Source organism: Myxosarcina sp. GI1(2024) (assembly GCF_053543375.1).
The window spans coordinates 1-23,679 of sequence record NZ_JBKGTY010000008.1 but is presented as its reverse complement, the minus strand read 5'-3'; the positions used below and the strand labels follow the sequence as shown (position 1 = coordinate 23,679).

The 23,679-nt window shown below is 41.3% G+C and carries 24 protein-coding genes and 4 pseudogenes; 12 read left to right on the top strand and 16 right to left on the bottom strand.

The features are described 5' to 3' along the window. Nucleotides 1-44: 44 nt before the first annotated feature. Nucleotides 45-209 carry an IS1/IS1595 family N-terminal zinc-binding domain-containing protein gene (locus ACLFKQ_RS22990; protein WP_449002044.1) on the bottom strand — a complete coding sequence of 55 codons (165 nt, stop codon included), beginning with the start codon at nucleotides 207-209 and terminating at the stop codon, nucleotides 45-47. A gap of 533 nt (nucleotides 210-742) precedes the next feature. Between ACLFKQ_RS22990 and ACLFKQ_RS22985 the strand changes: the two are divergent. Next, nucleotides 743-1,954, top strand: a pseudogene (locus tag ACLFKQ_RS22985) (IS110 family transposase). A gap of 211 nt (nucleotides 1,955-2,165) precedes the next feature. Here the strand turns inward: ACLFKQ_RS22985 and ACLFKQ_RS22980 are convergent. Continuing rightward, nucleotides 2,166-2,546 (bottom strand): hypothetical protein, encoded by a 381-nt coding sequence (locus ACLFKQ_RS22980; RefSeq protein WP_449002043.1) that lies wholly within the window; start codon nucleotides 2,544-2,546, stop codon nucleotides 2,166-2,168. A 244-nt stretch (nucleotides 2,547-2,790) separates the two neighbouring features. Between ACLFKQ_RS22980 and ACLFKQ_RS22975 the strand changes: the two genes are divergently transcribed. Then, nucleotides 2,791-3,345 (top strand): hypothetical protein, encoded by a 555-nt coding sequence (locus tag ACLFKQ_RS22975; protein ID WP_449002042.1) that lies wholly within the window; start codon nucleotides 2,791-2,793, stop codon nucleotides 3,343-3,345. Then, nucleotides 3,233-3,805: an IS1634 family transposase gene (locus ACLFKQ_RS22970; RefSeq protein ID WP_449002041.1), complete on the top strand. Its 573-nt coding sequence runs from the start codon at nucleotides 3,233-3,235 to the stop codon at nucleotides 3,803-3,805. The genes ACLFKQ_RS22975 and ACLFKQ_RS22970 overlap by 113 nt, the downstream gene beginning before the upstream one ends. Before the next feature lie 15 nt (nucleotides 3,806-3,820). Here the strand turns inward: ACLFKQ_RS22970 and ACLFKQ_RS22965 are convergent. After that, nucleotides 3,821-4,575, bottom strand: a protein-coding gene (locus tag ACLFKQ_RS22965; RefSeq protein ID WP_448998612.1) for an IS5 family transposase whose coding sequence is annotated in 2 segments (ribosomal slippage) — nucleotides 3,821-4,252 and nucleotides 4,255-4,575 — 753 coding nt in all. Because the reading frame shifts where the segments join, the coding sequence is not laid out codon by codon here. Between the two features lie 116 nt (nucleotides 4,576-4,691). Between ACLFKQ_RS22965 and ACLFKQ_RS22960 the strand changes: the two genes are divergently transcribed. Together ACLFKQ_RS22960 and ACLFKQ_RS22955 are read left to right on the top strand one after the other, a co-directional pair. Next, on the top strand, nucleotides 4,692-5,168 hold the full coding sequence (locus ACLFKQ_RS22960; RefSeq protein WP_449002040.1) for an SRPBCC family protein: 477 nt from the start codon (nucleotides 4,692-4,694) through the stop codon (nucleotides 5,166-5,168). 477 nt (nucleotides 5,169-5,645) lie between these two features. Next, nucleotides 5,646-6,092 carry an Hsp20/alpha crystallin family protein gene (locus tag ACLFKQ_RS22955; RefSeq protein ID WP_449002039.1) on the top strand — a complete coding sequence of 149 codons (447 nt, stop codon included), beginning with the start codon at nucleotides 5,646-5,648 and terminating at the stop codon, nucleotides 6,090-6,092. Between the two features lie 366 nt (nucleotides 6,093-6,458). Here ACLFKQ_RS22955 and ACLFKQ_RS22950 read toward each other — a convergent pair whose 3' ends face one another. The 3 genes from ACLFKQ_RS22950 to ACLFKQ_RS22940 form a co-directional block, all read right to left on the bottom strand. Then, the gene (locus ACLFKQ_RS22950) at nucleotides 6,459-7,073 is read right to left on the bottom strand and encodes a hypothetical protein (RefSeq protein ID WP_449002038.1); all 615 of its coding nucleotides are present in this window, start codon (nucleotides 7,071-7,073) and stop codon (nucleotides 6,459-6,461) included. Between the two features lie 636 nt (nucleotides 7,074-7,709). Next, nucleotides 7,710-8,120, bottom strand: a complete 411-nt coding sequence (locus ACLFKQ_RS22945) for a hypothetical protein (protein WP_449002037.1) — start codon at nucleotides 8,118-8,120, stop codon at nucleotides 7,710-7,712. Between the two features lie 460 nt (nucleotides 8,121-8,580). After that, nucleotides 8,581-8,718 (bottom strand): hypothetical protein, encoded by a 138-nt coding sequence (locus ACLFKQ_RS22940; protein ID WP_449002036.1) that lies wholly within the window; start codon nucleotides 8,716-8,718, stop codon nucleotides 8,581-8,583. Nucleotides 8,719-8,771: 53 nt separating this feature from the next. Between ACLFKQ_RS22940 and ACLFKQ_RS22935 the strand changes: the two genes are divergently transcribed. After that, entirely contained in the window at nucleotides 8,772-9,719 is a 948-nt protein-coding gene (locus ACLFKQ_RS22935) for an isopenicillin N synthase family dioxygenase (RefSeq protein ID WP_449002035.1), read from the top strand. 34 nt (nucleotides 9,720-9,753) lie between these two features. Here ACLFKQ_RS22935 and ACLFKQ_RS22930 read toward each other — a convergent pair whose 3' ends face one another. After that, the gene (locus tag ACLFKQ_RS22930; protein ID WP_449002034.1) at nucleotides 9,754-9,963 is read right to left on the bottom strand and encodes a hypothetical protein; all 210 of its coding nucleotides are present in this window, start codon (nucleotides 9,961-9,963) and stop codon (nucleotides 9,754-9,756) included. A 928-nt stretch (nucleotides 9,964-10,891) separates the two neighbouring features. Then, nucleotides 10,892-11,317 (bottom strand): cupin domain-containing protein, encoded by a 426-nt coding sequence (locus tag ACLFKQ_RS22925; RefSeq protein ID WP_449002033.1) that lies wholly within the window; start codon nucleotides 11,315-11,317, stop codon nucleotides 10,892-10,894. Between the two features lie 225 nt (nucleotides 11,318-11,542). On the opposite strand from ACLFKQ_RS22925, the gene ACLFKQ_RS22920 reads away from it, so the two are divergent. After that, on the top strand, nucleotides 11,543-12,223 hold the full coding sequence (locus ACLFKQ_RS22920) for a response regulator transcription factor (protein ID WP_449002032.1): 681 nt from the start codon (nucleotides 11,543-11,545) through the stop codon (nucleotides 12,221-12,223). Further along, nucleotides 12,220-13,509, top strand: coding sequence for a sensor histidine kinase (locus ACLFKQ_RS22915; protein WP_449002031.1), 1,290 nt, complete (start codon nucleotides 12,220-12,222; stop codon nucleotides 13,507-13,509). The genes ACLFKQ_RS22920 and ACLFKQ_RS22915 overlap by 4 nt, the downstream gene beginning before the upstream one ends. A 408-nt stretch (nucleotides 13,510-13,917) precedes the next feature. Here ACLFKQ_RS22915 and ACLFKQ_RS22910 read toward each other — a convergent pair whose 3' ends face one another. Next, nucleotides 13,918-14,571, bottom strand: coding sequence for a flavodoxin family protein (locus tag ACLFKQ_RS22910; RefSeq protein WP_449002030.1), 654 nt, complete (start codon nucleotides 14,569-14,571; stop codon nucleotides 13,918-13,920). Between the two features lie 510 nt (nucleotides 14,572-15,081). After that, the gene (locus ACLFKQ_RS22905; RefSeq protein ID WP_449002029.1) at nucleotides 15,082-15,483 is read right to left on the bottom strand and encodes a Tn3 family transposase; all 402 of its coding nucleotides are present in this window, start codon (nucleotides 15,481-15,483) and stop codon (nucleotides 15,082-15,084) included. A gap of 28 nt (nucleotides 15,484-15,511) precedes the next feature. Here ACLFKQ_RS22905 and ACLFKQ_RS22900 point away from each other — a divergent pair. Then, nucleotides 15,512-16,782, top strand: a pseudogene (locus ACLFKQ_RS22900) (IS701 family transposase). A gap of 16 nt (nucleotides 16,783-16,798) precedes the next feature. Here the strand turns inward: ACLFKQ_RS22900 and ACLFKQ_RS22895 are convergent. From ACLFKQ_RS22895 to ACLFKQ_RS22875, 5 genes and pseudogenes are all read right to left on the bottom strand, one after another. After that, a pseudogene (locus ACLFKQ_RS22895) lies at nucleotides 16,799-17,062 on the bottom strand (Tn3 family transposase); the annotation flags it as partial. 24 nt (nucleotides 17,063-17,086) lie between these two features. After that, nucleotides 17,087-18,229: an IS4 family transposase gene (locus tag ACLFKQ_RS22890; RefSeq protein WP_448998311.1), complete on the bottom strand. Its 1,143-nt coding sequence runs from the start codon at nucleotides 18,227-18,229 to the stop codon at nucleotides 17,087-17,089. A 106-nt stretch (nucleotides 18,230-18,335) separates the two neighbouring features. Further along, nucleotides 18,336-18,689, bottom strand: a pseudogene (locus ACLFKQ_RS22885) (Tn3 family transposase); the annotation flags it as partial. After that, the gene (locus tag ACLFKQ_RS22880) at nucleotides 18,638-19,834 is read right to left on the bottom strand and encodes a hypothetical protein (protein ID WP_449002028.1); all 1,197 of its coding nucleotides are present in this window, start codon (nucleotides 19,832-19,834) and stop codon (nucleotides 18,638-18,640) included. The gene ACLFKQ_RS22880 and the pseudogene ACLFKQ_RS22885, both read right to left, overlap by 52 nt. 37 nt (nucleotides 19,835-19,871) lie before the next feature. Further along, nucleotides 19,872-20,396, bottom strand: coding sequence for a DUF4158 domain-containing protein (locus ACLFKQ_RS22875; protein ID WP_449002241.1), 525 nt, complete (start codon nucleotides 20,394-20,396; stop codon nucleotides 19,872-19,874). Between the two features lie 180 nt (nucleotides 20,397-20,576). Here ACLFKQ_RS22875 and ACLFKQ_RS22870 point away from each other — a divergent pair, with 180 nt between their 5' ends. Further along, nucleotides 20,577-21,191 carry a tyrosine-type recombinase/integrase gene (locus ACLFKQ_RS22870; protein WP_449002027.1) on the top strand — a complete coding sequence of 205 codons (615 nt, stop codon included), beginning with the start codon at nucleotides 20,577-20,579 and terminating at the stop codon, nucleotides 21,189-21,191. Between the two features lie 326 nt (nucleotides 21,192-21,517). Then, entirely contained in the window at nucleotides 21,518-22,369 is an 852-nt protein-coding gene (locus tag ACLFKQ_RS22865; RefSeq protein WP_449002026.1) for a Tn3 family transposase, read from the top strand. Between the two features lie 93 nt (nucleotides 22,370-22,462). Here the strand turns inward: ACLFKQ_RS22865 and pcp are convergent, their stop codons facing one another. Continuing rightward, nucleotides 22,463-23,131, bottom strand: coding sequence for a pyroglutamyl-peptidase I (gene pcp / locus ACLFKQ_RS22860; RefSeq protein WP_449002025.1), 669 nt, complete (start codon nucleotides 23,129-23,131; stop codon nucleotides 22,463-22,465). Between the two features lie 140 nt (nucleotides 23,132-23,271). On the opposite strand from pcp, the gene ACLFKQ_RS22855 reads away from it, so the two are divergent. Next, entirely contained in the window at nucleotides 23,272-23,397 is a 126-nt protein-coding gene (locus ACLFKQ_RS22855; RefSeq protein ID WP_449002024.1) for a hypothetical protein, read from the top strand. Nucleotides 23,398-23,679: the final 282 nt, after the last annotated feature.

Sequence of the window (23,679 nt, the reverse complement as noted above, 5' to 3'; positions counted from 1 at the left end):
CACAAGTTCCTGTTTCTCATTTTTCATTCTGTATTTTCTTTCGTTCAGGTTTCAAAATGAGAATTGCTGCGAGTTGCCTCCTCAATGGGTTGACGGCTAGCATTCTCGACAAATTGTCGTCCACATTCTTGACCGCGGAATCTTGGTTTACCGTAATGGGTAGAACCGTATTTGATGATTCGAGCTGATTGGCATTTGGGGCAGTTCATTAGCTCGGCTATAATTCCTAAAATGTTTCGACTTTTAGATTACCATTACAATGCATTACTACCAAATAATGTATGTCCGTCTCCTGGTTCAACCGAGTCTTCTATTATGGTTAATTTTTCCCTGGTTAGAAGAGAAGTATTTCCTAATTCTTATTTATTGCTAGGATTACATAATTTAATAGATAGCATAAATCAATTTTCTCTACTGCCTCTTTCTGGATAAATCGGTTTATTTCTTACTCTTTGTGTTCGGAGAATGACAAAAGCGGTTGATGGACGATATGTCCACGATAGATGAAAGAAACGAAATAAAAAGGACAGAAAAAGCTTATACTCGCATTGTGTCTTGACAGTTAAGACCGTTCCCTCAATGGTGCATCTTCGTCCGTACAAAAGCGTGGTTCTGGGTTGTGACGGCGATGGCATTGGTGAAGCGTTTAAACGTTATCCCGTTTAGAAGACTGTAGAATTCCGTCAACCTGGGTCAAGGCACACTCTCAACTTTGATATTGCTTGAGACTAGGAGAACTAAAATGAAGAAAAAACAGAAGTTTTCAGTTGGGAATCGCCAATCTGTAGCCAAGGCATCTCAACTGAATCCGATTCATCCCAATGCGGCAGGGATTGATATTGGTTCTCAAAATCATTGGGTGTGTGTGCCCTCAGGACGGTCTAATGAGTGCGTCCAGCGTTTTGGTTGCTACGCAACTGATTTATATGCAATTGCGGATTGGTTAGCTGAGTGTGGAGTTGAGACAGTGGCAATGGAATCTACAGGTGTTTTACGTAGCTATATCCGTCAACGTGATAGTCTCATCAGAAGTGCTAGTGTTCACATCCAACGGATGCAGAAAGCTTTAACTCAAATGAACATACAACTGCATCAAGCAGTCAGCGATATTACAGGCACTACAGGCATGGCAATCATAAGAGCGATTGTTGCTGGAGAACATGACCCACAAGTACTTGCCGCTAAAAAACATCACCGTGTCAAACGGAGTGAAGCGGAAATAGCAGCTGCGCTTCAAAGTGATTACCGACAAGAACACTTATTCGTCTTGCAACAAGAGCTAGATCTCTATGATGTCTATCAATCCCAAATCGCCGAATGTGACCGTCAAATTGAGGAGTGCTTAAATCAATTTCACGACCAAATTGATATTTCCCAGTCGCCCCTTTCTCCACCCAAGCATCCTCGCCATAAACCTCAAGGTAATGAACCTGCATTTGATTTGCCTACTCATCTTTACCTCATGAGTGGGGTAGATTTTACTCGTGTTGACGCTCTTGGTGTCCTGACAGTACAAATCATTCTTTCTGAGGTTGGTTTAGATCCCAGCCGATTCCCTACAGTTAAACACTTTACCTCTTGGCTTGGTCTTTGTCCTGGCAGCCGCATTACTGGTGGCAAAATTAAAAGCTCTCAGACTCGTCTAGTCGTCAACCGTGCTGCTAATGCTTTCGGCATAGCTGCACAAACTGCCGGAAAAAGTAATTCTGCTTTAGGGGCATTTTATCGTCGCTGACGTTCTCGACTTGGCTCCCCTAAAGCCATTACTGCTACCGCTCATAAAATTGCCCGAATTTTTTACAAACTTTGGACAACCCAAGGAGATTATACCGCTCCTGGCATGGATTATTATGAGCAGCGTTACCGAGAGCGAATGGTCAATAACCTCCACAAAAAAGCGATTGCTTTGGGTTTTGAGCTTATTCTTCAACCCTCAGCAAATCTGGTTTCTTAGAAGAGGGATAGACGTGGTTTGGCTAACTTTCCTGTAAAGTATTCTCGATTTACGCGCTCGAACAATTCTTCTAAATCGTAACGCATCGACTTCGGCTATAAGATCCAATTCGAGAAGAATATCGCGATATTCTTCCGTTAAACCAAAGCTGCGAATCAGTTGTTTATTTTAGCGATCGCTGTTTCCATTTCTGTAATCAGCTCAATATCAATTAATCATTAATACTTGTCCAAACATTATTCGCCCCCAAAATATCAATCGCATAGCTAGGATCGAAAGGCAAAACAACACTAAATTCTGAACCATCGAAGAGTTTGGCTTTTCCTCTAACTCTATCTTTTTGTAAAACAAATAGCTCAACTTTTTTACTTTCGTCTATTTGAATAAACTCAGTAAATGTGACTTCGGCTATATTTCTAGAGTTTTGTTGGAGAGATTCAGCAATAACTTTTATAGGGGAATTATTTTTGGGAAGCTCAAATGAAATTAGAATATTTTTGTCAGCGAGAAACTCTAGAATATAGTTCACATTACGAGGAATCAAAACTTCTACTTGATGATTATCGACAGTTATAATTTCAGCTTTAGTCACTTTATGGTCTATCATGACCTGTTTGACTTTATTACTCTCTATACCCTGAATAAATTGAGTATACGTCCATACGGGTATTTCAGTACGGTTGTCACTGTTTTGAGATTTTATGACAAGCGCGACATTATTTTTAACAAGAGTATTATAGCTGACTGCCTGACACAAGTAGGTGAAAGTATTGAAATCTCAAGCGAGAAAAGAAAAGGGCAAGTATTCATGGGAAGCTGAAAATAGACGTTTTCAGTTGATTCAGCAATTTAAACAGGAATGGAATTTAGAGAGTATTTACGTTGCCGAAAGTGCGCTTTACAGCGCGGACAATATTCAACAACTAGAAAAACTGAACTGGATTACTCTTGTTCCTCGAAGTATCAAAACAGCTAAGATTTTAGCCGAATCAATCAAAGACGATGTTTTTGTCGAGAGTGAAATTTCTGGTTATCGCATTGCCTCCTGTTGTTGTGATTATGGTGGAGTGCCTCAAGGTTGGTTAGTTGTTGAAAGTGAAAAACGTCGCGATAGTCATTTGAAGCAGCTAGACAAGCAACTGACAAAACAACTCAAAATAGCCACCAGTGAACTAAAGTCACTCATGAGACAGGATTTTGCTTGTGCTGTCGATGCCAAACAAGCTGCGGAGATGCTAAGTCGTAATTGGAAATATCATTCTTTAGAATTAGTGGCAATTGAAACTCATCCTCACTACATCAAAGCAGGAAGACCGACTAAACAATCAGTCTCCCGAACACATTACCTATCGTGTCACTGCTCAAGTTGTTCCTTTAGAGTCGATAATTGAGATTGCCCAAAGGCGAGCTGGGAGATTTGTTTTAGCAACTAATGTCACAGATGAAGACGTTCTTTCCAATGATGAGGTGCTAGTTGAATACAAAGGACAGCAAAGTTCTGAGCGAGGCTTGCGTTTTCTTAAAGACCCTTTATTTTTTACTTCCAGTGTTTTTTTGAACACCCCTCGAAGAGTAGCAGCATTGTCAATGGTTATGGGTTTGTGTTTGCTAGTTTATACTCTCGGTCAACCTCAGTTACGACAAGCTTTAGCTCAGAACCAAGAAACTATTCCCAATCAACTCAAGAAACCCACTTCTACTCCCACACTAAGATGGATATTTCGATGTTTTCAAGCGATTCATCTTGTTCATTTGAATCATCAACTACAAGTTTCTAATCTTAATGAGGCTCGACTGAAGATTTTAAGTTTTCTTGGAAGCCCTTGCCAAAAATATTATTTAATTTGTTAGGTTCTGTTGACACAATTAACGCAACCAAATTAAAGCCGAAGCAAATTCGGCAAATCCCAAATAACATTCGTCAGTTTTGTCAAAACGGCTGAAAACGCGACGATAGTATTTAAGTTTGTTAAAAAAGCACTCAACTAGATGTCGCTCCTTGTACAGATGTGAATCGTAATCTCTAGGGTTGAGGCGACCAGAACGAGGCGGAATCACGCCTTGAGCACCAGTTTCCTCAATCAAGACCACAAAAGCATCACAATCATAGCCTTTATCGGCAATTACCTGTTGAGCTCGATAACCAGCCACCAATGCCTCTCCTTGACTGATATCGGCGGTTTGCCCTGGAGTCAGAAGCAACCGCAGCGGATTGCCCAACGCATCTACCACAGCATGTAACTTGGTACTAAATCCGCCACAAGAACCTCCTAAAGAGTGTTTTTCTGACCCCCTTTTGCTCCTGCTGCACAGGGATGAGCACGAATCATGGTGCTATCGGGAATTAAACTTTCTAAGTCAGCAGAGTGGGACATTTCTTGCAAGAGACGATGCCAAACTCCCTTCTGACACCAACGCCGATATCGTTTGTAGAGGCTGTTCCAGTTGCCAAAACGTTTGGGTAATTCACGCCATTGAGCACCTGTGCGAGTAATCCAGAGAACCGCATTCAGAAAACGACGACAAGCTTTGGGGTCTTTGATACGGATGTCTTGTTGGTGGCTCAGAACAACGAAAATTTGCTGCCAAGCAGAATCGTCCAACTTAACACGAGATTTCATGAAGAATTTTTTGACTAAAATCAGCAACTTCAGGTACTTTCTCATCTTTGCCTCTTTACGTCAACAGAACCTATGGTTAGAAAAATAATAAATTCAAGATAAATAGCAAATCAGTCATGTCAGTCAACGAATATAATTTTGTTACCGTCTGGAAAATAGAAGCACCTTTGACAGCAGTGTGGGACGTTATTTGCGACATCGAAAGCTTGCCCTCTTGGTGGAAAGCAGTAGTCAGTATTAAAGTTTTAGATCGAGGAGATTCCGATGGAATTAATTTCCTCACCGAACAAACTTGGAAAGGAGTATTACCTTATAAACTATCCATGACCTCTAAAACTATTGCGGTAGACAATCTTAAATCAATTGAGTTGGTAGCATCTGGAGATTTGGAAGGCAGAGGAAAATGGACTTTTACTGAAGAAGAAGGAATAGTGACGGTTAAATACAATTGGGATGTCAAGACTACCCAAAAAGCCATGAGTTTTCTCGCTTTTATTCTGAAGCCATTATTAGCTTGGAATCACGATGAGATAATGCGTTGGGGCGCGTTGGGTCTAGCCAATAAGCTTAATGCTCGACTTATTCAATTTTAGAAGGGATTGCAGTCAGGTACTACGAAGACGAGTATGAAGAAGAAAATGACCGAGAAGTAATATTTTCTTAGCAATCGAAAGAGGTTCAATTTTGTTAGTCGGAAAAACTTATTTATCGATAGCCAATGACCACTGCGGAAGGCAGTCATCGCAGGCAGCCGAATTCAATTCGGGTGTACCGATGACTTCAATTTGGCTTACTGCTACATCACGAGCTTCCTTTATTCTGTGTTTTCAGGGTCAAAAGCTCATCGTCAAAATATCTTTTTAGTCTGCCAAACCGAACTCAATTAAGTATAGTTTCCCCTACCAAAATCGTCTGCTTGGGTTCGGGATAAAAACCTCACTATCTATGGGTTATAACCACCACTTACCTCTAGTTTGTTGACTTACTAAGATAATAATTGAAGCAAGCAACAAATATACAGAAACTCTAAGTTAATCATCTATTAAGTAGTAAACAAAGGAGTCACAAACATGGCATTAGTACGTTACAATCCTTGGCAAGAAATGAATTCTTTACAACGTCAACTAAACCGCTTATTCGATGATGCTTTAGTTCCCAACAATTGGGATGGTTTTGATAATCTAGCTAAAGTACCTGCCGCAGAACTAACTGAAACTGACGATGCTTTACATCTAAAACTAGAAGTTCCTGGCATGGAAGCTAAAGATTTAGATGTTCAAGTAATGGCAGATCGAGTAGCAATTTCTGGCGAACGTAAATCCGAAATCAAAGAAAAAACTCGTTCTGAATTTCGTTACGGTAAATTCCAAAGAGTAATTCCTCTACCTACCAAAATTCAAAACACTAACGTTACTGCTGAATACAAAGACGGTATCCTCAATTTGACTTTACCTAAATCAGAAGAAGAAAAAAATAAAGTAGTCAAAGTCAATCTCGGTGAAGAAGCTTCTGCTTAGTTTTCCAAGGATAACGAATTATAGTCATATAGTTTAATCAAGCCCAGTCGCCGGTAATTGTGACTGGGCTTTTAATTGTGATGCGATCGCTCATGCTTGGCGTAAACTCAATCGCTATCTAAAGATTAATCACCCAAATTCAAACTTATTAAGGAGTAAAAACAATGAAACCGTTAATTTCGCCTATTTTTATCCAAACAAGTTTATCTCTTTTTAGTTTTCTATTGCTTGTTACCTTGTTGGTCTAATAAATTTAAGTTCAATGACATTCATTCAGGATAGAACGTGAGCGAGCGACAACGAAGTTTATTACCTCCCCACTCTCAAACAATAATTGTTAAACAAACACTATTGGGATCTGAGCAATTAAACTTTGGAGATGTCAACATCTGCTTGAGCCACAAACCAGGTATCCTTGTTTTGGGGACTGATTGGTTCACTCAACACCACTAAATAGCGATCGCCTTTGGCTTCAGCAGATAGTAAATAATAAGTTTGGTTTTCTTCTACTTGATACCAAGCGATGCCATTTCCTTCAGGATCTTGTTCTTGTAAAACAGCTATTTCCTCTTCATTAACCATGAAGAGCGCACCATCAGCATTACTAACCTGTAATTTTTCCTTGATATTCCAAAGTTTAGCAAAGCCATCTTTTAAATCTTGAGGAATTGCTTCGTGAATAAAAATCAGAGCATCCTCTTGATGGGAATCGATGGAATTTGAACCTTTATAAGAATGAGGTAAATTTTTTAATTCAATCGGTGATTCTTGAGAATTTATTCCTGGCTGCCATCCCTTACGCCATTTACCAGTAAACTGCTCCATGACTGCCTTTCCATCATCGAGTTCTGATTCAATCTGGTTTTGCAGCCATTGTAAAGCATACTGTTGGAGTTCCTGTTGTTTTGGAGCATTATATTTGGCATAAGATGTAAAGGCATCTCTTAAGAAGCTAGGGCTTGATGCTTTTGAAGTAGTCATGAAAAACTTTCCTCGGATCGCTCTTAAAGGTTGACAACTCAAATGCTGCTAATGAAAATTAGCAACAAGTAGATAGCATTTTTACCTTTCTAAATTTGAAGCTAAACTTTATCCAACAATCGAGATTTTTGCGACGATTCGTCAAATAAAAGAAAGAGACAAGAGTCTAAAAAAAAGAGCTTAATGTTATTGAAGTTAAGCCCTTAATAACCTAAACTTTTTAAGTTATAAAAAACAATCTTTCTATGTTAATCTCAGGTCACAGCTTAAGAGATTTGAAATTCTGCAAGAGATTGCACAAATTAATTATAGAGAAGCTTTTTTTTCTAAAATCTCGTCTAGTTCTTTACACCCTGAGCATTACTGCATTACTGAGGAGCAAGAAAGATCGACTTTTTAGCGGTGTATTATTGCATTATCTACATAACAATACCAATAATCTAGAAATCAAACAGCTAATTACAATACAAAACTCGACTCATGCCAAGACCAATATTAGATGATGAGATCGAGGTCACGATTGATGGCAAAATGAGGCTGACGCTGTTCACCTTTCATCCGGCAGCGGCAGAGCCGAGCGCTATTTTCAGCAAAATTCGATAAGCTTATCTAGGCACAAATTATGGTTCTGTCTATCTACATCGCACCTCTAGCTTTAAGCCAATCACTCGCGTCAGTAAATTTCCATTTTCTATTGGCACCTTTTCTCTCGATTTTAAATCCGAGTAAATTGCCTATTTGAGCTAAACAAGTTTGGATTTTGCTACCTTCTTGTGATGAGATAGCTAATCCTTTAGAGAGGATTGCTTTCATTTCTTTTAGCTCGCTGGGTTGATTGGTTGTGTCAAGTAAAATCCATTGACGATTGATTGGTTCGATTTTAAATCCAAGTAAAATTCCCAATCGAGCCAAACAAGTTTGGATTTTTCCACCTTCTGTTGCAGGATATAATAATCCTTCAGATATGATGAGTCTGGGTTGTTGTTGATGAAATAATTCACTTTTGTCGGTGATAATATTTTCTAATTGAGGATTGGAATTAGGCATAAATTCGTCTCAAATCTAAATTTTCAAGAATTTTACTAAATCACTAAGTTTATACTCAGCTCTTGCACCAGTACATAAAAACTTAATTATTGAGACTTGAAAATCAATTTTCAACCCTTTTCCCTTTGACCTTTACTCTTTACCCAAATACCACAGTTAAATTACGGTGTAGATGCCAGCTCTGAGTTAGATGAATAAACTTCAAGAAATTTTAAACTTAGCATCAGCTCCCCAAGTTCCAACCAAATATCAATACTGTTCGGTTAACTAAAGTTATCGGTGAGAAAGGGGGAATTCGTCGTTGTCGTTATGTTCGACGCGGTCGCCTAAATCGTGCAGTCTTTGTCGGACTTCGGAGACGGAAGTAGAGAGTGCGATCGCCAGTTCGACAATGCAGATCTAATCGTCCTGCTGCGCTAGTTGAACGAAAACTAAATTTTCTGAGCTCATTTTGAAAAGTTTAAATCATGGAAAAGAGGTCTGTGTAGTCTAAACTTTGATAGAAGTCAGCAGATTTTAGTTTAATGATTCCCCGTTCTTCTAAGAGCAGGCGATCGTATTTTTCTAGAAACTCTTGGACTTCGGGAGGAAAAATCATTTACTGATAATAGTTTATTTTAATGCTTCTCGTTCAGTAGAAAATGTACCCTAATGAATATAGAAGTAAATTATAGTTGCGTTAATCAAACCGTGTCCGAAAAAATTCCTATCATAGATTTTGCTCCTTTTAAAGAAGGTAATTCATCAACAAGATATGCGCTCGCAGCAGAAATTTACCGTGCTTGCCATGAGATAGGATTCATGTACCTTAAGCATCCAGGCATTGATTCAGATTTGGTTGCCGAAACGTTCGAGCGATCGCGGAAGTTTTTCAACCTGACTTTAGCTGAAAAGAATAAGTTGGCATGGTCGGATGAATTTAGCAATCGCGGTTATGTTGGAGTGGGACGAGAACGCCTAGACGATAGCAAACCAGGAGATTTAAAAGAAGCATACAACATTGGTTTGGAATTAGATAGATGGCTCGAAGGAAACGAAAAGTTTCGGCAAACAATGTTAGATTTCTTTTCTGCCTGTAATGCTGCTGCCATGAACCTTTGCGAAGCGATGGCGATCGCACTCAATCTTCCCGAATCTTTCTTCGTCCACAAGCACGACCGATACGACAACACCCTAAGACTGCTCCACTACCCACCCATCGAACAGACCCCCTCACCAGAGCAGCTAAGAGCAGGGGAACATTCGGATTACGGTAGTTTTACTCTCCTATTTCAAGATGCCGTCGGGGGTTTAGAAGTGTGTAACGCTCGTGGTGAATGGATCGAAGCACCCTTTATTCCCGAAACTGTACTGGTCAATACAGGCGATCTGATGCAACGTTGGACGAATCATGTATTTTGCTCTACCAAACACCGTGTCAGAATTCCTCAAGAACTTAAAGCCAAGCAATCTCGATATTCCATCGCTTTTTTTTGTCATCCCAACCACGATACTGAAATTAGGTGCTTAGAAACCTGTCAGAGTGCCGAACGTCCTCCTCTCTATCCTCCCATTACTGCTGGAGATTATCTTCTTTCTCGCCTTCAAGCTACATATTAGGGTTAGTTTTTATAAATATTGAATAGATCGTTCCTTATACAGATGTAGCCCAATCTAATGCTTCACGTCCAGTAGAGATTGACGATGGTATCTGTATCGCTCGTACCTGATTGGTAATAAGATTTGTTGCCTTGAGAAAGCAACCAGTTTGAACGTTAACTTTATCATCACCCAGACGAAAAAAATTATAGGCAAAGTTACCTTGCTCCCAAGACTCAGTTGGGCTTGCATTTAATATTTCCAAGACCAATAAGCAGTTATCGCTGCTAGGTCGGCGAAGCTTTATTCGTTACTGTCGTAAATATCTAAAGTTAGCTCTGAACCACTACTAACACTAATAACTCCCTCTACGCCTTCGTTATAGCCTAATGGTACTTCAAAGCGATCGCTTTACTCTGACTATGGCACTGGCATCATTAACAAAAACAATAAAGATATTCTCATCATTCGCGTAATTAAAGATAGGAAAAGATACTTACGGACTTAAAAACTGAATTCACATAGCTCACGTAGAGTTTTCTACCAAACGGCGGTAATAAAAGGTTCGTGCGACAAAGTGCAGTCTGTCGCTGAAACTCTCGCTGTGCAATCAATACAGCGATTGATTTTTCAAAAGTAAGCTATCGCTAAAATATAAGTTACATAAATGTTTTTTTAAAACGCATCAATAGCAAAAAACATTGCCTAAAACGGAGGTTGGGATATATCAAAACTTTTCTATCAAACCATTGTAACTACGTATTTTGTTTTTAAAACATTGCCTAAAAGGAAACAAACTAGGCAAAGTAATTGATTTGTATTTCTTATTATTTATACCGAAAAATGGTATAAAAAAATACATTTTTTTTGAGGCTGCACTTCGTCGCACGAACCTTCTATTTCCGCCTTAAATGGGGAATAAAACGTCACCGAAATAAGGGAAGAAAATGGGTAGTTAACAAATACTTACACAAAATAGGTGATAGAAATTGGGTCTTCGCTACCAAAATACAAGGTTTAAAACCGATATATTTACGATCGCACCCTGATACAAAAACTATTAGGTATGTGAAAGTTAAGGGCGATGCCAGTCCATACGATGGCAACTTTATTGAGGAGCGGTATGACGCTAAAGTGTCACGTCCCGTTCTGAAGAGCAGTAGAGGAGGTGACTCCTTTACTGACTTTAATCGTCATGTTGACAATATTGTTGCAGCCATTGCTTTAGGCTGATTGATCTCAAATAGAGAACTTGAATAGAGAATAATCGGACTATTAGTTTCATTTCTAGCCGAATGTACCATCCCAGCTGGTTCGGTTAAAGAATCGCCACTATAAAGATAAGTTGTCTGTCCAGCTTGCAGGGATTGAGTGTGTTTATTAGCTCGTATGACTTTAGCTGTTCCCTCAATGACTGTATAGGTTAGTACCCCGAGTTCAATTTGTTCTATTTGCAATCCTGGATGGCTGTGGGGTGAGAGTACAACTCCTGATGGAATAGTGTAGCGTACTAACTCTAAGATTTTTCCCTCTAAAGCATCAGGATAACCAAAAGCTAAAACTTCACGAGTAACACTAAAATTTTGCTTTTTGGTGCTTGTTTCTAATTGAATTGTCATTATTGTAACCTCTGTAATTTAACTGTTTGTTTTGGAAGCGGTTGTTCTCTCCGCTCTGTTGATACTGCTAATAATAAAGAGACAAAATGACAAACTCGGAACATTTTAAAAGTTTTGAGTAGACCGCTCGCGTCGCGCGACTCTCACTTGCTTTAGCAAGTGAGCTTTGCTTTCTATCTGATAGAATCAAAATAGAAAAAATTTTTGATACTAGCTAAAACTGGGATGAAAATTCTGGTTGTGGAAGACGACGAACAGCTTTCTGACATCCTTGTGAAAGCTTTGAAAGCGCAACGCTATGTAGTGGAAACAGCAACTGATGGCGTCATGGGTTCGGAGATGCTCGAATGTAGTCCTTACGATTTGGTGGTGCTGGATGTGCGACTATCAAAACTAGACGGCATTCAGCTCTGTCGCCAGCTACGCAATCATGGGAACCAGACTCCAGTATTAATGTTAACAGCCTGCGATACCAGCGAGGACAAAGTGCTCGGTCTCGATATCGGGGCTGACGATTACATCGTAAAACCTTTTGATTTTCCCGAACTGATGGCTCGGGTGCGAGCTTTGCTGCGACGAGGCAGTTCGGCTCCTCCCATCCTGCAGTGGGAACACCTGCAATTAGATCCTGCCAGCTGTGATGTTTCCTATCGGGGTCAGCCAGTCAAACTCACTCCCAAAGAATTTGGGCTGCTCGAGTTATTTTTACGGAATCCCCGCCAGGTATTTAGTCGCAGCGCCATCATCGAGCGTCTCTGGACTTTTGAAGATATTCCCAATGAAGATGCGGTCAAAACCTTACTCAAACGACTGCGGCAGAAGTTAGTTCGTTTAGGTGCTCCAGCTGATACCCTAGAAACCGTCTACGGATTGGGATATCGTCTCAAGGCACTATCAGAATCATGACGTTTTCTACTCTGCCTCCCGAAGCCCGCCAACAGGCTCGACGCCTCTATCGGAAACTGCTACTGTTTTACATTGGCGTGACATTGGGGATCTTTAGTCTGAGCGCGATCGCCCTTTATACCTTTGTCTCGCGCAGCTTGTACCAACAGCACCAAGAAGAACTCAAAGTGCTGGCTGAAGCGGCAGCCCCCAGTCTAGACCTCGCAAGACAGCGCTCTAAATTTTTTTCCCCTGAAGCGAATGCCGAGCATTGGCATACTATAGAACAGCACAGTCAGAGTTTGGAATGGTTTGATGCTGATGGAGAACTCCTGGTGCGAGAAGGACGAGTCTTTCCCAATCTTTCCCTACCGGACAGGAATGAACTCTCTGAAGGCGTCGCAATTCGGCGCGATCGCCAGCAACAACTCCAGGTGGTGACGCTGCCGGTGTACGAAGCTGGAAATCTGGCTGGAATAGTGCGTGCCAGCGAATCTCTACGCATCATCGAACGCCCATTGAGACAGTTACGCTGGGGATTACTCGTTCGCAGCGTCTTGGGACTCTGTATAATTGTGCCCGCTGGCATCTGGCTATCTCGTTTGGCCATTAAGCCTTTTCGGCAAAGTTATCAGCGGTTGCGTCAGTTTACCGCTGACGCCTCTCACGAAATGCGCAGTCCTCTGGCTGTTATTCAAGCAGGGCTTGACGTCATGCTCGAGCGGACTGAGCCAATAATAACTCCGGACCGGACCAGTTTGACCAATATGGACAGTGCTGCCAAACAGTTACGGAACCTAACCGAAGCACTGCTACAATTGGCCCGACTAGATCGACCAGCAGTGAAGGCGCAGCAGCTCATCCCTTTGCACGAACTACTGCAAGACCTGGTTGATGCTATGGAGAGGATTGCCGATGAATGCGGGTTACAGTTAACTTACAGCCACCTAGCCGCAGTGACTGTGCGGGGGGACAATGCTCTACTGGTACAGCTATTTTCCAATCTGCTACAAAACGGCATTCAATACACCCCCAGGGGCGGAAGGGTTATAGTTGCCCTATCTCAAACAGGAAAACACGCCATCGTTACTATAACGGATACCGGAATTGGGATTGCTTCAGAAGATCTTCTCCATGTATTCGAACGATTTTGGCGGGCGGATAAAGCGCGCTCGCGCCAACAAGGAGGTCTGGGATTAGGGTTAGCGATCGCTTATGATATTGCCAAACGCTATCGTGGGGATATTTGCGTCCGCAGTCAGGTAGGTCGGGGAAGTACTTTTGAAGTTAGATTACCACAAATATGAATGCCTATAATTCTCTCAATCGCCCGAAATCATAGACCATTGAGATACATTTTCAAGCAAATTTGTTTGACATCATCAGAGTAGCCTCGCTGAGAATATCTGAATTGGAAAATACGACCACATTTCTTACACTGGTAGGGGAATGGCAACGATTCGTGAATTTTACTCCCATATCCCCCCTAAACCTTTTGTAGACAGAACCTTTGAGCCTTTGAGTATCTCGACTAAAACATTACAAAAAAACACGATCGATTGTCTGGTAAGAGCTTGAGGATAAACTAAAACAAGAGATGAGCTAAGAAACAAAAATGGGAAAAGGATTTGGCGAGGATGAATACGACTTGGCGAGCGCTGTCATCACTGGATTTGAAATCCCTACAGAGAAAGGATTTTGAGCTAGATTGCACTCTATGACAGCTTCGCTAGATCTGCCCCTAGCTGCTGAGCTCGTTGGAGGTTTCTCGTTGATAATTTACTGTCTTTAGGGTCAACCATTCCAATCCACAGAGTACCGATAGGTTTTGCACCTAGCATACTGGCCAGTTCCTTTAGGGTTTTGATAGGCACCATGAGCCATCGAGCAATAAATCTGGGCGCAGCGCTGGAAGTGACCAGAACAGCTTTTTTCTTGGGCTTAGCAGTGCTGCGAATGGGGGTAGGAGAATTCCAAGGCCAATAGCTGTAGCAGACGGTGCGTTCCAAAAATTTCCGAGTCAGCGCATTGATGTCGCCAAAATTCACAGGTGCCCCCAGCACTAAAGCATCTGCTGCTTCAATGCGATCTAGCAAGGATGTCATATCATCATTGAGCAGACACTCACCCCGACCTGGCGTTTGCAAACAGTGACGACAGTTCGTACAAAACTCAATGTGCCGATCTTGCAGGTAGACTTTCTCTGTGTGAGCTCCTTTTTGGGCCGCTGCTTCCAGGATTTCACTCACAGCAGTATCAATGGTACCGTGTCTACGATAGCTACCCACGATGCCAATGATGTTGGGCTTGAAAACGCTGCGATCGCTATTCATACATTCCTCCTTATTGAAGTGGTGGGACGGAGGCAAAACCAGGACATTATCCCGATCTCTATCTTGAGTATAGATCGGCTGATAGCTAATGTTACAGACTGTTCATCATTAGTTACCGCTTAAAAGTTCCGAATCGTCCCTCCTTTTAATTTAAGAATTGTTGCCATACGCCTGGCAGATGAGCGAAGCTATGACCGAACATGATTAAGGCGAGAATAATGTGCATTGTGTACTCCTTGTGAAAGTCTATTGCATCGGACCGGGCGACGACTTCAGGTTCTTCAGATACGCAATCGCCATTCCGATACTGACGGCAAACAAGACTCCGTAAATCACCACCTGTGGGATAACTACTGGCTGACCTGCTCGCACCATAAACACTACCATTGATAGAATCGCCAATGTGAGAAGCATAAAGTGTGTCAGCAATGCTCCTGCAAGCGTATATCCCAAAGACCGTTTGCGCCACAGGCTGATAGCTGTTATTGGGGAAGAGCCGAGATACGTGTAAAATAGTGCAAGATAGCCCTTGAACCCTTACTTTGCTTAAGTTTCAAAAATACTAGCTGGCAGGTTAATTGCCCCCTCAAATGGTTGGGGAATGTTCTTCAAATCCACCACGTAATCCCCGTACCGCTTGAGATTGCGGTTGATATAAGGACTCATGGTTGCCAACATTCGCCGATTAATCTTGAATCCCTCTGCACTCAAAGAATGAATTACCCCAGTCATATCTACTGTATTCTGGAGAATTACCGCACTAGCCACCAAATCTAGATACTTCAATCGCTTCTCTTGTTCTACGGGGTCATTGTCTGTAATTATGCCGTCTTTGCCAAAGAACAGCCAATCTAAAAAATGATGATAGCTCTCAACGATATTAGCGGTAATTAAACAATTTAAACAGACAAAATAAGATAGAATACCTTTGCTGATTAACTTTAACATTATTCTAAAGCCCGATCGCACTTACTTTATGAAAGAAACTACTCCCGCAGCCATGCCTCCCTGTTTCGATAGATGAGATGGTGTCAAAAGTTTGATGATTTACTGAGAACTAAAGCGCAAAAAAGGGAATTCAGACATTATTTAGGAGGATTATTAGGGGAAAGTGAGCGAAAAAATGTATCTCAAATGGCTAAAGACGCAGTAGAGGTCACATACCACAAATTACACCATTTCTTAACTGAAGCAACTTGGTCAGCGAACAAGATAAATGAACGTCGCTTAGAAGTGATGAACAAGTGTAATCAAACGAGAATCAGTAAGGGATTTAGTCTAATTGTTGATGACTCTGGGCATAGAAAAAGTGGTAACTTTACCGCAGCAGTAGGTCGTCAATATATTGGGGAAATTGGGAAAACAGATAATGGCAATGTTGTAGTAACAACTCATCTATATGATGGCCAAAAAAGCTTACCTTTAGACATAGAACTATATCAACATGGTAATTCGTTGCCCGAAGGAAAGAAAGACAGAGAATTCAAGAAAAAACCCACCTTAGCCTTAGAATTAATCGATAAAAGTTTGAAGAGGGGATATCGACCAGGACTAGTATTAATAGATTCGTCCTATGGTAACAACACAACTGTTTTACTCGAACTGGAAAAAAAGAAATTAAAGTATATAGGAGGAATCGCTAAAAATCGTAATATTTTGGTTAAAACTCCATCAAATCAATTAGAAAAAATCAGAGTAGATGAATATGCTCAATGGTTATCTGATGAGGAATTTAAGGAGATTCAAATCCAGGGTGAAAAACCTAGAACCGTCTGGGTAGCAATAATAGAAGCAGAAATATCAAGGCTAGAAGGAATCAGAAAAATAGCTATCGTCATGAGTGCACCAATCTTTGAAGATGCTGAAGATATTGACTACTTACTCACAAATGTTGAGGGAGAAATAGTAACCGAGCAATGGATAGTTCAAACTTATGCTCAGAGAAACTGGATAGAAGTTTTCTATCGAGAAGCCAAGGGATGGTTAGGATTAAAAGAGTATCAAGTTAGAGATAAGAAGAGTTTGGAAAGACATTTTATTCTAGTTTTTTGTGCCTATACTTTTATCCTTTGGCATAAGCTTACTGGAGGTTTAAGAAGACGTTGGGCGAACAAACCTTTGGAGACATTTCCTGAAGCATTAGAAGCTTTTCGTACAGGTATATCTTATCGTTTTGTCCAATGGTTGAACCAAAATCGCGACGTATTCGTAGCTTATAAAGCTAGTTTGGGCTTTGTTTGGGCTTGATTTTTGTTTAAGTACCGTTAGTACAGGCAGTAACTTCTCGACGCAAAGCGCGATCGGAAATAAATCGCAGAAGATACATGGTACGTATTACTTTGCCTAAAGCCCGAAAAGCTTGATACAACCTATTCTTACGACTATAACTACCCAACTTCCTTAAAACAGTTGAGGGTAAAAGTTTTCCCGCTTTAATCGACAGTACTACCCGCATTAAATCTTGCCAGTGAGTTTGAATTAACTTCCATTCAGCTACTTCATTAAATAAAGGCTCGATATAATCGTAAACCCTGAAGGGGTGACAAGGGAGCTAGAAAGATTGCTGGATAATAAACATAGCTCGTAGACCCCTCTGGTAAAAAGGCAGCTTATTGAGATTGAGCCACATCAATTTGTTTATCCATTCCTTCATCAAGGTAAATGAAACCAGCCAGCTACTACCATATAAACCAAGCCAAAAGTAGCTGTTGCGAGTCAAAGATTGTTTAATTTTTCGATGGCGACCGATGTATTTAGACTGACCTCGAAGGCTAAGAGTATGTCCTTTGAACACCGAGTGAGTGTAAGCAATGGCGATGAGCAAAACTAGACGAGTAAGGCGTTCAATCTGAGCTTGCGACCCCTCGAGATTGTAGCCACCTGACTTGCAATCTTTAAACATCGCCTCAATCCCTACGCGCTTTTTATAGGCTTTGACAGCTTCAGGTAAATTGGGTAAATTTGTCAGCAGATACCAGGGTTCCTTTGCCCCCATGCCTCGGTAAATACGTCGCCAATAGACCCCTAAATAAATCCCCGAAACTTGATGCAGTTGAGTGACTTTAGTTTCTTGATAAAACCGTTGGTCTCCTGGATTAACGTCTAGGTCTTTTAAGGGAGTAAAACCTAATTGAGTTACCATTATCTTCGTACTCTTTCTCTGTCGAAGCACAAAGTAGACCTGCTGCTGGGTCAGCCACTTAGCTAGTTCAACACTCTGGAATTCTCTGTCTCCTAAAATAACGATTTGGTGTTGTTTAAACAGCTTCAATACTGGACGTAATATGGCTTTTTGTTGAGCGAAGTTACTGGCTCCTTTCTTCTCTAGAAACTGCCAGTATATAGGCAAAGCTCTTTTCGCCATCACTACTCCAACCATGAACAGATTTTTATCTTGCCATTGAGTTCTATCTAAGACTAGATAAATTGTCTGGTCTGGCAAGAATTTCTTTTGAACTACTTCTTTGACTATGGGAAACCAGACTAACGAAACTGATAAAGCTGAGGACTTCAAAAACCTTTGGATTCGGCGACGACGGCTCTCATATTTAATTGGTAAAGGGAAGTATGCAGCTAGTCTTTCTATCTTTACTTGTTTGTAGGTCTGGATAAGGTATACCAGCACTTCCAAAGTAATTAGTTGGTCATCACTCAGATAACGTGAAAGATGATTGCGGTACAATTGGTTTAACATTTTTTAGGGTTCGGTCGGATTCTCAATAACTGACCGAATCTTTTTTACCATAGGTTGTCTCTGTTCCCTACACTGTCTGACTTCTCACAGGGTTGTCACCCCGTCAGTCGTAAACCTCATCTTTATGGGGACGGAGAAAATCCAAATCCTGCCAATTACGAATCCTGGGCATTAATTTGATCCCTAATAGGTGAGAAAGGGCAAAAACGGTAGAAGATTGTCCTTGGGTATCTGCGTGGAGAGTGTCGGGTTGAATATCAGAAGTGTTTTTCAGCAACCCATCGAGGATATAAACTGCCTCCCAAACACCACAGGCAATGAAGTGAGTAAACAGGGCAATGTAAGTATCGGAAACGTGATGGTAAGCAATTCCGCCGTAACCCCCATAGCGAATGTGACACTCGCTCATCAGGTTATTTTCATAGATTTCAAATTTGCTTCCATCGGCTGCTGCTTTTTTGGTAATCGTTCGCGAATGGCGTTAAACAAGGCTTCTGCACCGTCGGGTTTATCTTGAGCGGTAATTCTTTTGAGAACGGGAATTCCTTCAGAGTTAATAGTTATTTGGTCGCCCTTAGAGCAAATAAGATCTACTTCGCGAGCTACTGTGGTAAGTTGATTCTGTAGTTGGGAGACAAATTCTTCTGGGGTATTGGGAATGCCCAAAGAAAAGCAGTATTCGGCTAATTTCGGCTTGCATTCCGACCAGGGTAATAGCTGTTGACGAAAATCAGCATAGTTCTCCGAACCTATAACGCAAGCATCTCCCGTCTTGAGTTCTTGAGCTAAATAGGAAAAAATACAAATCTCTAACTGACGGCGTACCAATAATTCTTCACCGTTAATTTCTACAATTACGAGCTTTAGCCATTGGTCGCTGATAAAACTTAAGTCCAGATTGGCTTTCAGGAATTTACTTCTTTTGTGTTGGTTATCTAGAACAAACCGTACTGCTTCGATGACTGACTGTTCGTTGGAAGTAGAGCAAACTTCTAAGGACTTTACCAAGTCAAATAATGCCTTACGATAGGGAGAATAAAATGACCAGAGTAAGGGGAAATGGTCTTTGGTATTGACCGAGGCAATTTCTGAGTATTGTTCTAGCAGTAAAGGAGTTCCGCCATTGCTGTCTAATAAACCCTGTACCTGCTTTCCTAATTGAGTATAGCTTGGGGATTTATCGGAGAAAGTTAGAATCTCGCCAAACATTTCCAACATGGTCTGGGTTTGATTGAGATATTTCTCTCTTAAATACTCCAACTTAGTTTTGGCATTGTTGTGGATTTTCTTAATCCGTTTGAGAAACATCTCTACCATGTGGTCGCGAGTTTTCACTTGAGCCTGATAGAGCAAGCACAACAGTAAAGTTCGGCGTTTGGGCAGCCTAAAATCGTTAAATTCAGAAATATCTAGAGTTCTGGCTAATGCAGCAAAAGATTTGACTTTAGTAGCTGGAATAAATGAGAGTAATTTTTGGGCATCGCCCACCAGCATCATGGTATCGAACTTATTCTGTAGTTCTTTGATGTACTTGAGTTTGTGACTTTTAGGAGGAGATTTGAGGAGATTAGCATTAGTATTATTAACAGTATTGGGAACTAGCAAGTTGTCTATGTTCTGCCTGTCAGTGGGGGATAATTTGCTAGCTACTCGCTTGAATAAACGGGTATTTACAATCGAGCGAATATGACAGACAGGCTAAACGGTCTAAAGTGCTGAAGGCTGGTAATTCGTAACGTTGTCTGACCAACTCTTCAATGGCTACATTAATTAAATCTGCGGGATGATCTCTAACAAAAGCTGCATCTCTAATAGCGATCGCTGCTAATTCTTGACCCCGATTATTGTAAGGACTGATGTTCAGGTATTCTCTAATAGCCTCTTGATAGTAGCGAATTGACCGTAGGGAAGGAATTGAAGAGACTTGGTAATCTAGTTTCAGACAGGTGCGGAGGTGAATAATAATTGGCTGGGGGACTAATTCTGGATGAGTGAAATAGCCCAATCTTTGAAAGGATTTGAGCATCACTATTAAACCCAATAATCCCGTTTTACTTCTGGTGCGACTGGTGACAAACTTTATTTCTTCAACTGTTGGGGTGTAAAGTTCGTGTAGTTCTTTGTTAGATGGATAACGCTTGAACTGAGGATAAGCAGTTCGACTAATTACGGTAATATCGATCGCCTCCGCAGATAAACTCGACTAACTTTAATTGAGCAGGTCTTGCTTGAGATTACAGCATTGGTTTGACCTTTGGTCGTGCTACGAAACATTACTTTGCCTAAAAGATATTAATTCTCGGCAAAGTATCATTAAGACATAGACCGCAGCATGAGGTAACAACCTATGCTACAAATAACTGCTCCAGGTTCTTTTTCGGCAAAGTTTAAAAATTTCCCTCCTATCAAACAGCCTTCAAAGGGAGAAAGAGAATACTTGCGACCATCAGAAGTCAAAGCTTTGATGAAAGCTGCTAAAAGTGTCGGCAGGAATCGAGTCAGAGATGCTGCAATGATTCTGTTGATGTTTCGTCACGGTCTGCGGACGGCAGAATTAGTCGCTCTTAAATGGTCGAGACTAGATCTAACTTCTGGTTATCTAGAGGTTCAAAGAGTTAAACACGGTCATCATAGCGTACATCCCCTTCGTTCTCCTGAGTTAAGAGCTTTGAGACAATTGAAGAGAGATTATCCCGATACACAGTATGTCTTTGTCTCTGAAAGAAAAGCACCTCTGTCTACTCGTTCGGTTCGTCATATTGTTGCCAGGGCAGGAAAATTGGCAGGAATCGAAGGTAGAGTTCATTCCCATCAGTTACGCCATGCCTGTGGTTATTATCTGGCAACCAATGGACAGGATACCAGAGCGATTCAGGATTATTTGGGACATCGAAATATTCAGCATACCGTTCGCTACACCCAGCTAAATCCTTCTAGATTCGAGAGTTTTTGGACTGATTAGTTATCATATTTTAGACTCGATAGTTAATTTATACTATCAGCTATAACTCAGGCAGAGCAAGGGTTTAAAGCCTATCTTGCACTATTTTACACGTATCTCGGCTCTTCCCCAAATACAATTGAAAAGGAAATTCTTGGTGCGTTAAGTCTTTATCTTACCAAGCATATCAACCGTTTTGGCAGCTATAGTCTCGATTTGAATCGAAAACCTCCAGCACTTGATTTTGGATTTTCTCTAATTCCCAGTTAATGAAACTCACTCCGTACAAAGTTTTGAGGGAGATATGGGAGTAAAATTCACGAATCGTTGCCATCCCCCGACATGGGGTGAGTTTTTACAGTTGGACAAGCGACCAATTTTCTCAATATGGGAGCAAACCAACTATTTCTACTCTGCGCGACTCTACTTATGTTCTGGATGAGATTCTCGATAATGAAACGGAATTGCCCATCATGGAACACACTACCGATACGGCAGGATATACAGAATTAGTATTCGCTATGTTTGATTTACTGGGCTTACAGTTTTCACCTCGAATCAAGGATTTGGGCGGTCAAAGACTATATCGCGCCTCACGCGACTCTCACTATCAGCATATCGAATCTCTCCTCTCTGGCGCGATTAAAACTGACAAGATTTTGGCTCGATGGGATGATATGCTGCGGGTGGCTGGTTCTCTCAAGCTAGGCTGGGTAACGGCTTCGTTGTTTCTCAATAAGTTAAAATCTTTTCCCCAACAGAACGATTTGGCTAGTTCGTTTGCTGAATACGGACGCATAATTAAAACAATTTTTATCCTGCGCTATCTGATGAGTCAGCCCTATCGTCGAAAAATCAACAATCAGCTTAATAAAGGGAAGAGATTGCACGATTTACGCCGATTTCTCTTCTTTGCTCACCAAGGTGCTATCAGAAAGCGATATGAGGACGATCTGAGCAATCAAGCTAGTTGCTTGAATCTGGTCACTAATGCGGTGGTAACTTGGAACACCATTTATATGGAAGCTGCTATTAAGCAATTGCGAAGCGAAGGTTATCAAATCAGCGATGAGGATATTAGTCGTCTCTCACCCACTCGCTACAGACATATCAATCCTTATGGGAAATATCAGTTTGATATTGAGACGGAATCAAAGAGAACAAAATTGCGACCTCTGCGTAAACCATCAAGAAATTGAGTTAAATAATCCTAATTATACGTCCAGCGTTGTTTTCTGTTCCGTTACTATCGGATCGCCTTGTTAGGTGGCCCGCCGCTTGTTGCCAGCCGACTAGATCTGCAACCGTGACAAGATTGGCTCATCGATGTCTTGAGGGTTGTCTATAATTGCGCGTAGTCCAATTTCGACGCCAAAAGAAGACGTTTCTACCGACATACTCGGAGCCCCGAGATTTTCCGGTAGCGCGGCGACTCGTGGAAGATGGGGAAGATGAATCCATCCTGCACGAATCGGCAGATCATTCGTGTGAATGTGATGAAGAACGCCATACATCAAATGGTTGCAGCAAAATGTAGCCGGCGTATCCGAGATATCGGCAGGAATGCCGGACTCACGCATGGCTTTTACCATGGCCCGAATCGGCAATGTTGAATAGTATGCCGCGGGCCCATCGGGGACCGTCATCTGACCCTGTAGTGCGCATCCGTTATTGTCTTCGAGTCCATATCTGGTAGAGTCATTCAAATTCTGGGTGATACGTTCCACGGTGATGGTCGCCCGCCCTCCATACTCGCCCATCATAACTATTATTTCCGGCTCAATTTCTGCAATCGAACTCTGAACGAATTCGATACATTCGTAAAAATTGTTCGGAACGATGCGTGAAACAACTTCTGATTCACCGATATTTTTGCCATCAAGGATGCGCGCGACCGACTCCGCCGGGTTATGAGGTGTATGCCCGTAGGCCTCGAATCCCGTTAGTAGTATCTTCCTCATCTGCTTCCCTCGATGTTGGCCACGCCACCTAACTATTTATTATACGGAATTGTTCCGTGTAATTACCCTTTTTTGGGTAATATGCAGAGTTTCTCCGTATATTCCTTAATGTTATACGGAAATTTTCTGTATAATTCACCATGGAACAACGTCCTAAAAAACTGTTGGAACAAGTACGAGATGCTAAGGCGATTTCCGAGAAAGAGTTTCCCCTTTTCGACAATCGGTTGGACCGAGGACTACCCCAAAATCAAGGCAAGATATGAGAAATAGTTAGCAGATATTATCCGCTAACTATTTCTCATATCTTGCCCCAAATTGATGAAATAACTGAAAGCTGAAGTCCCTACTGTATAGGTGATGGCATATAGTTCTCTTTTTTAGAGAGAGAAGTATAGATGTAGCGACCCAAAATAAGAATCACTTCGACCCGAAATAACGCCATTTTTGAGACCACATTAAACAAGAATAAAGCTGGCTCAAACCCAGATTAAATAACGGTACTTAAACAAAAATCAAGCCCAAACAAAGCCCAAACTAGCTTTATA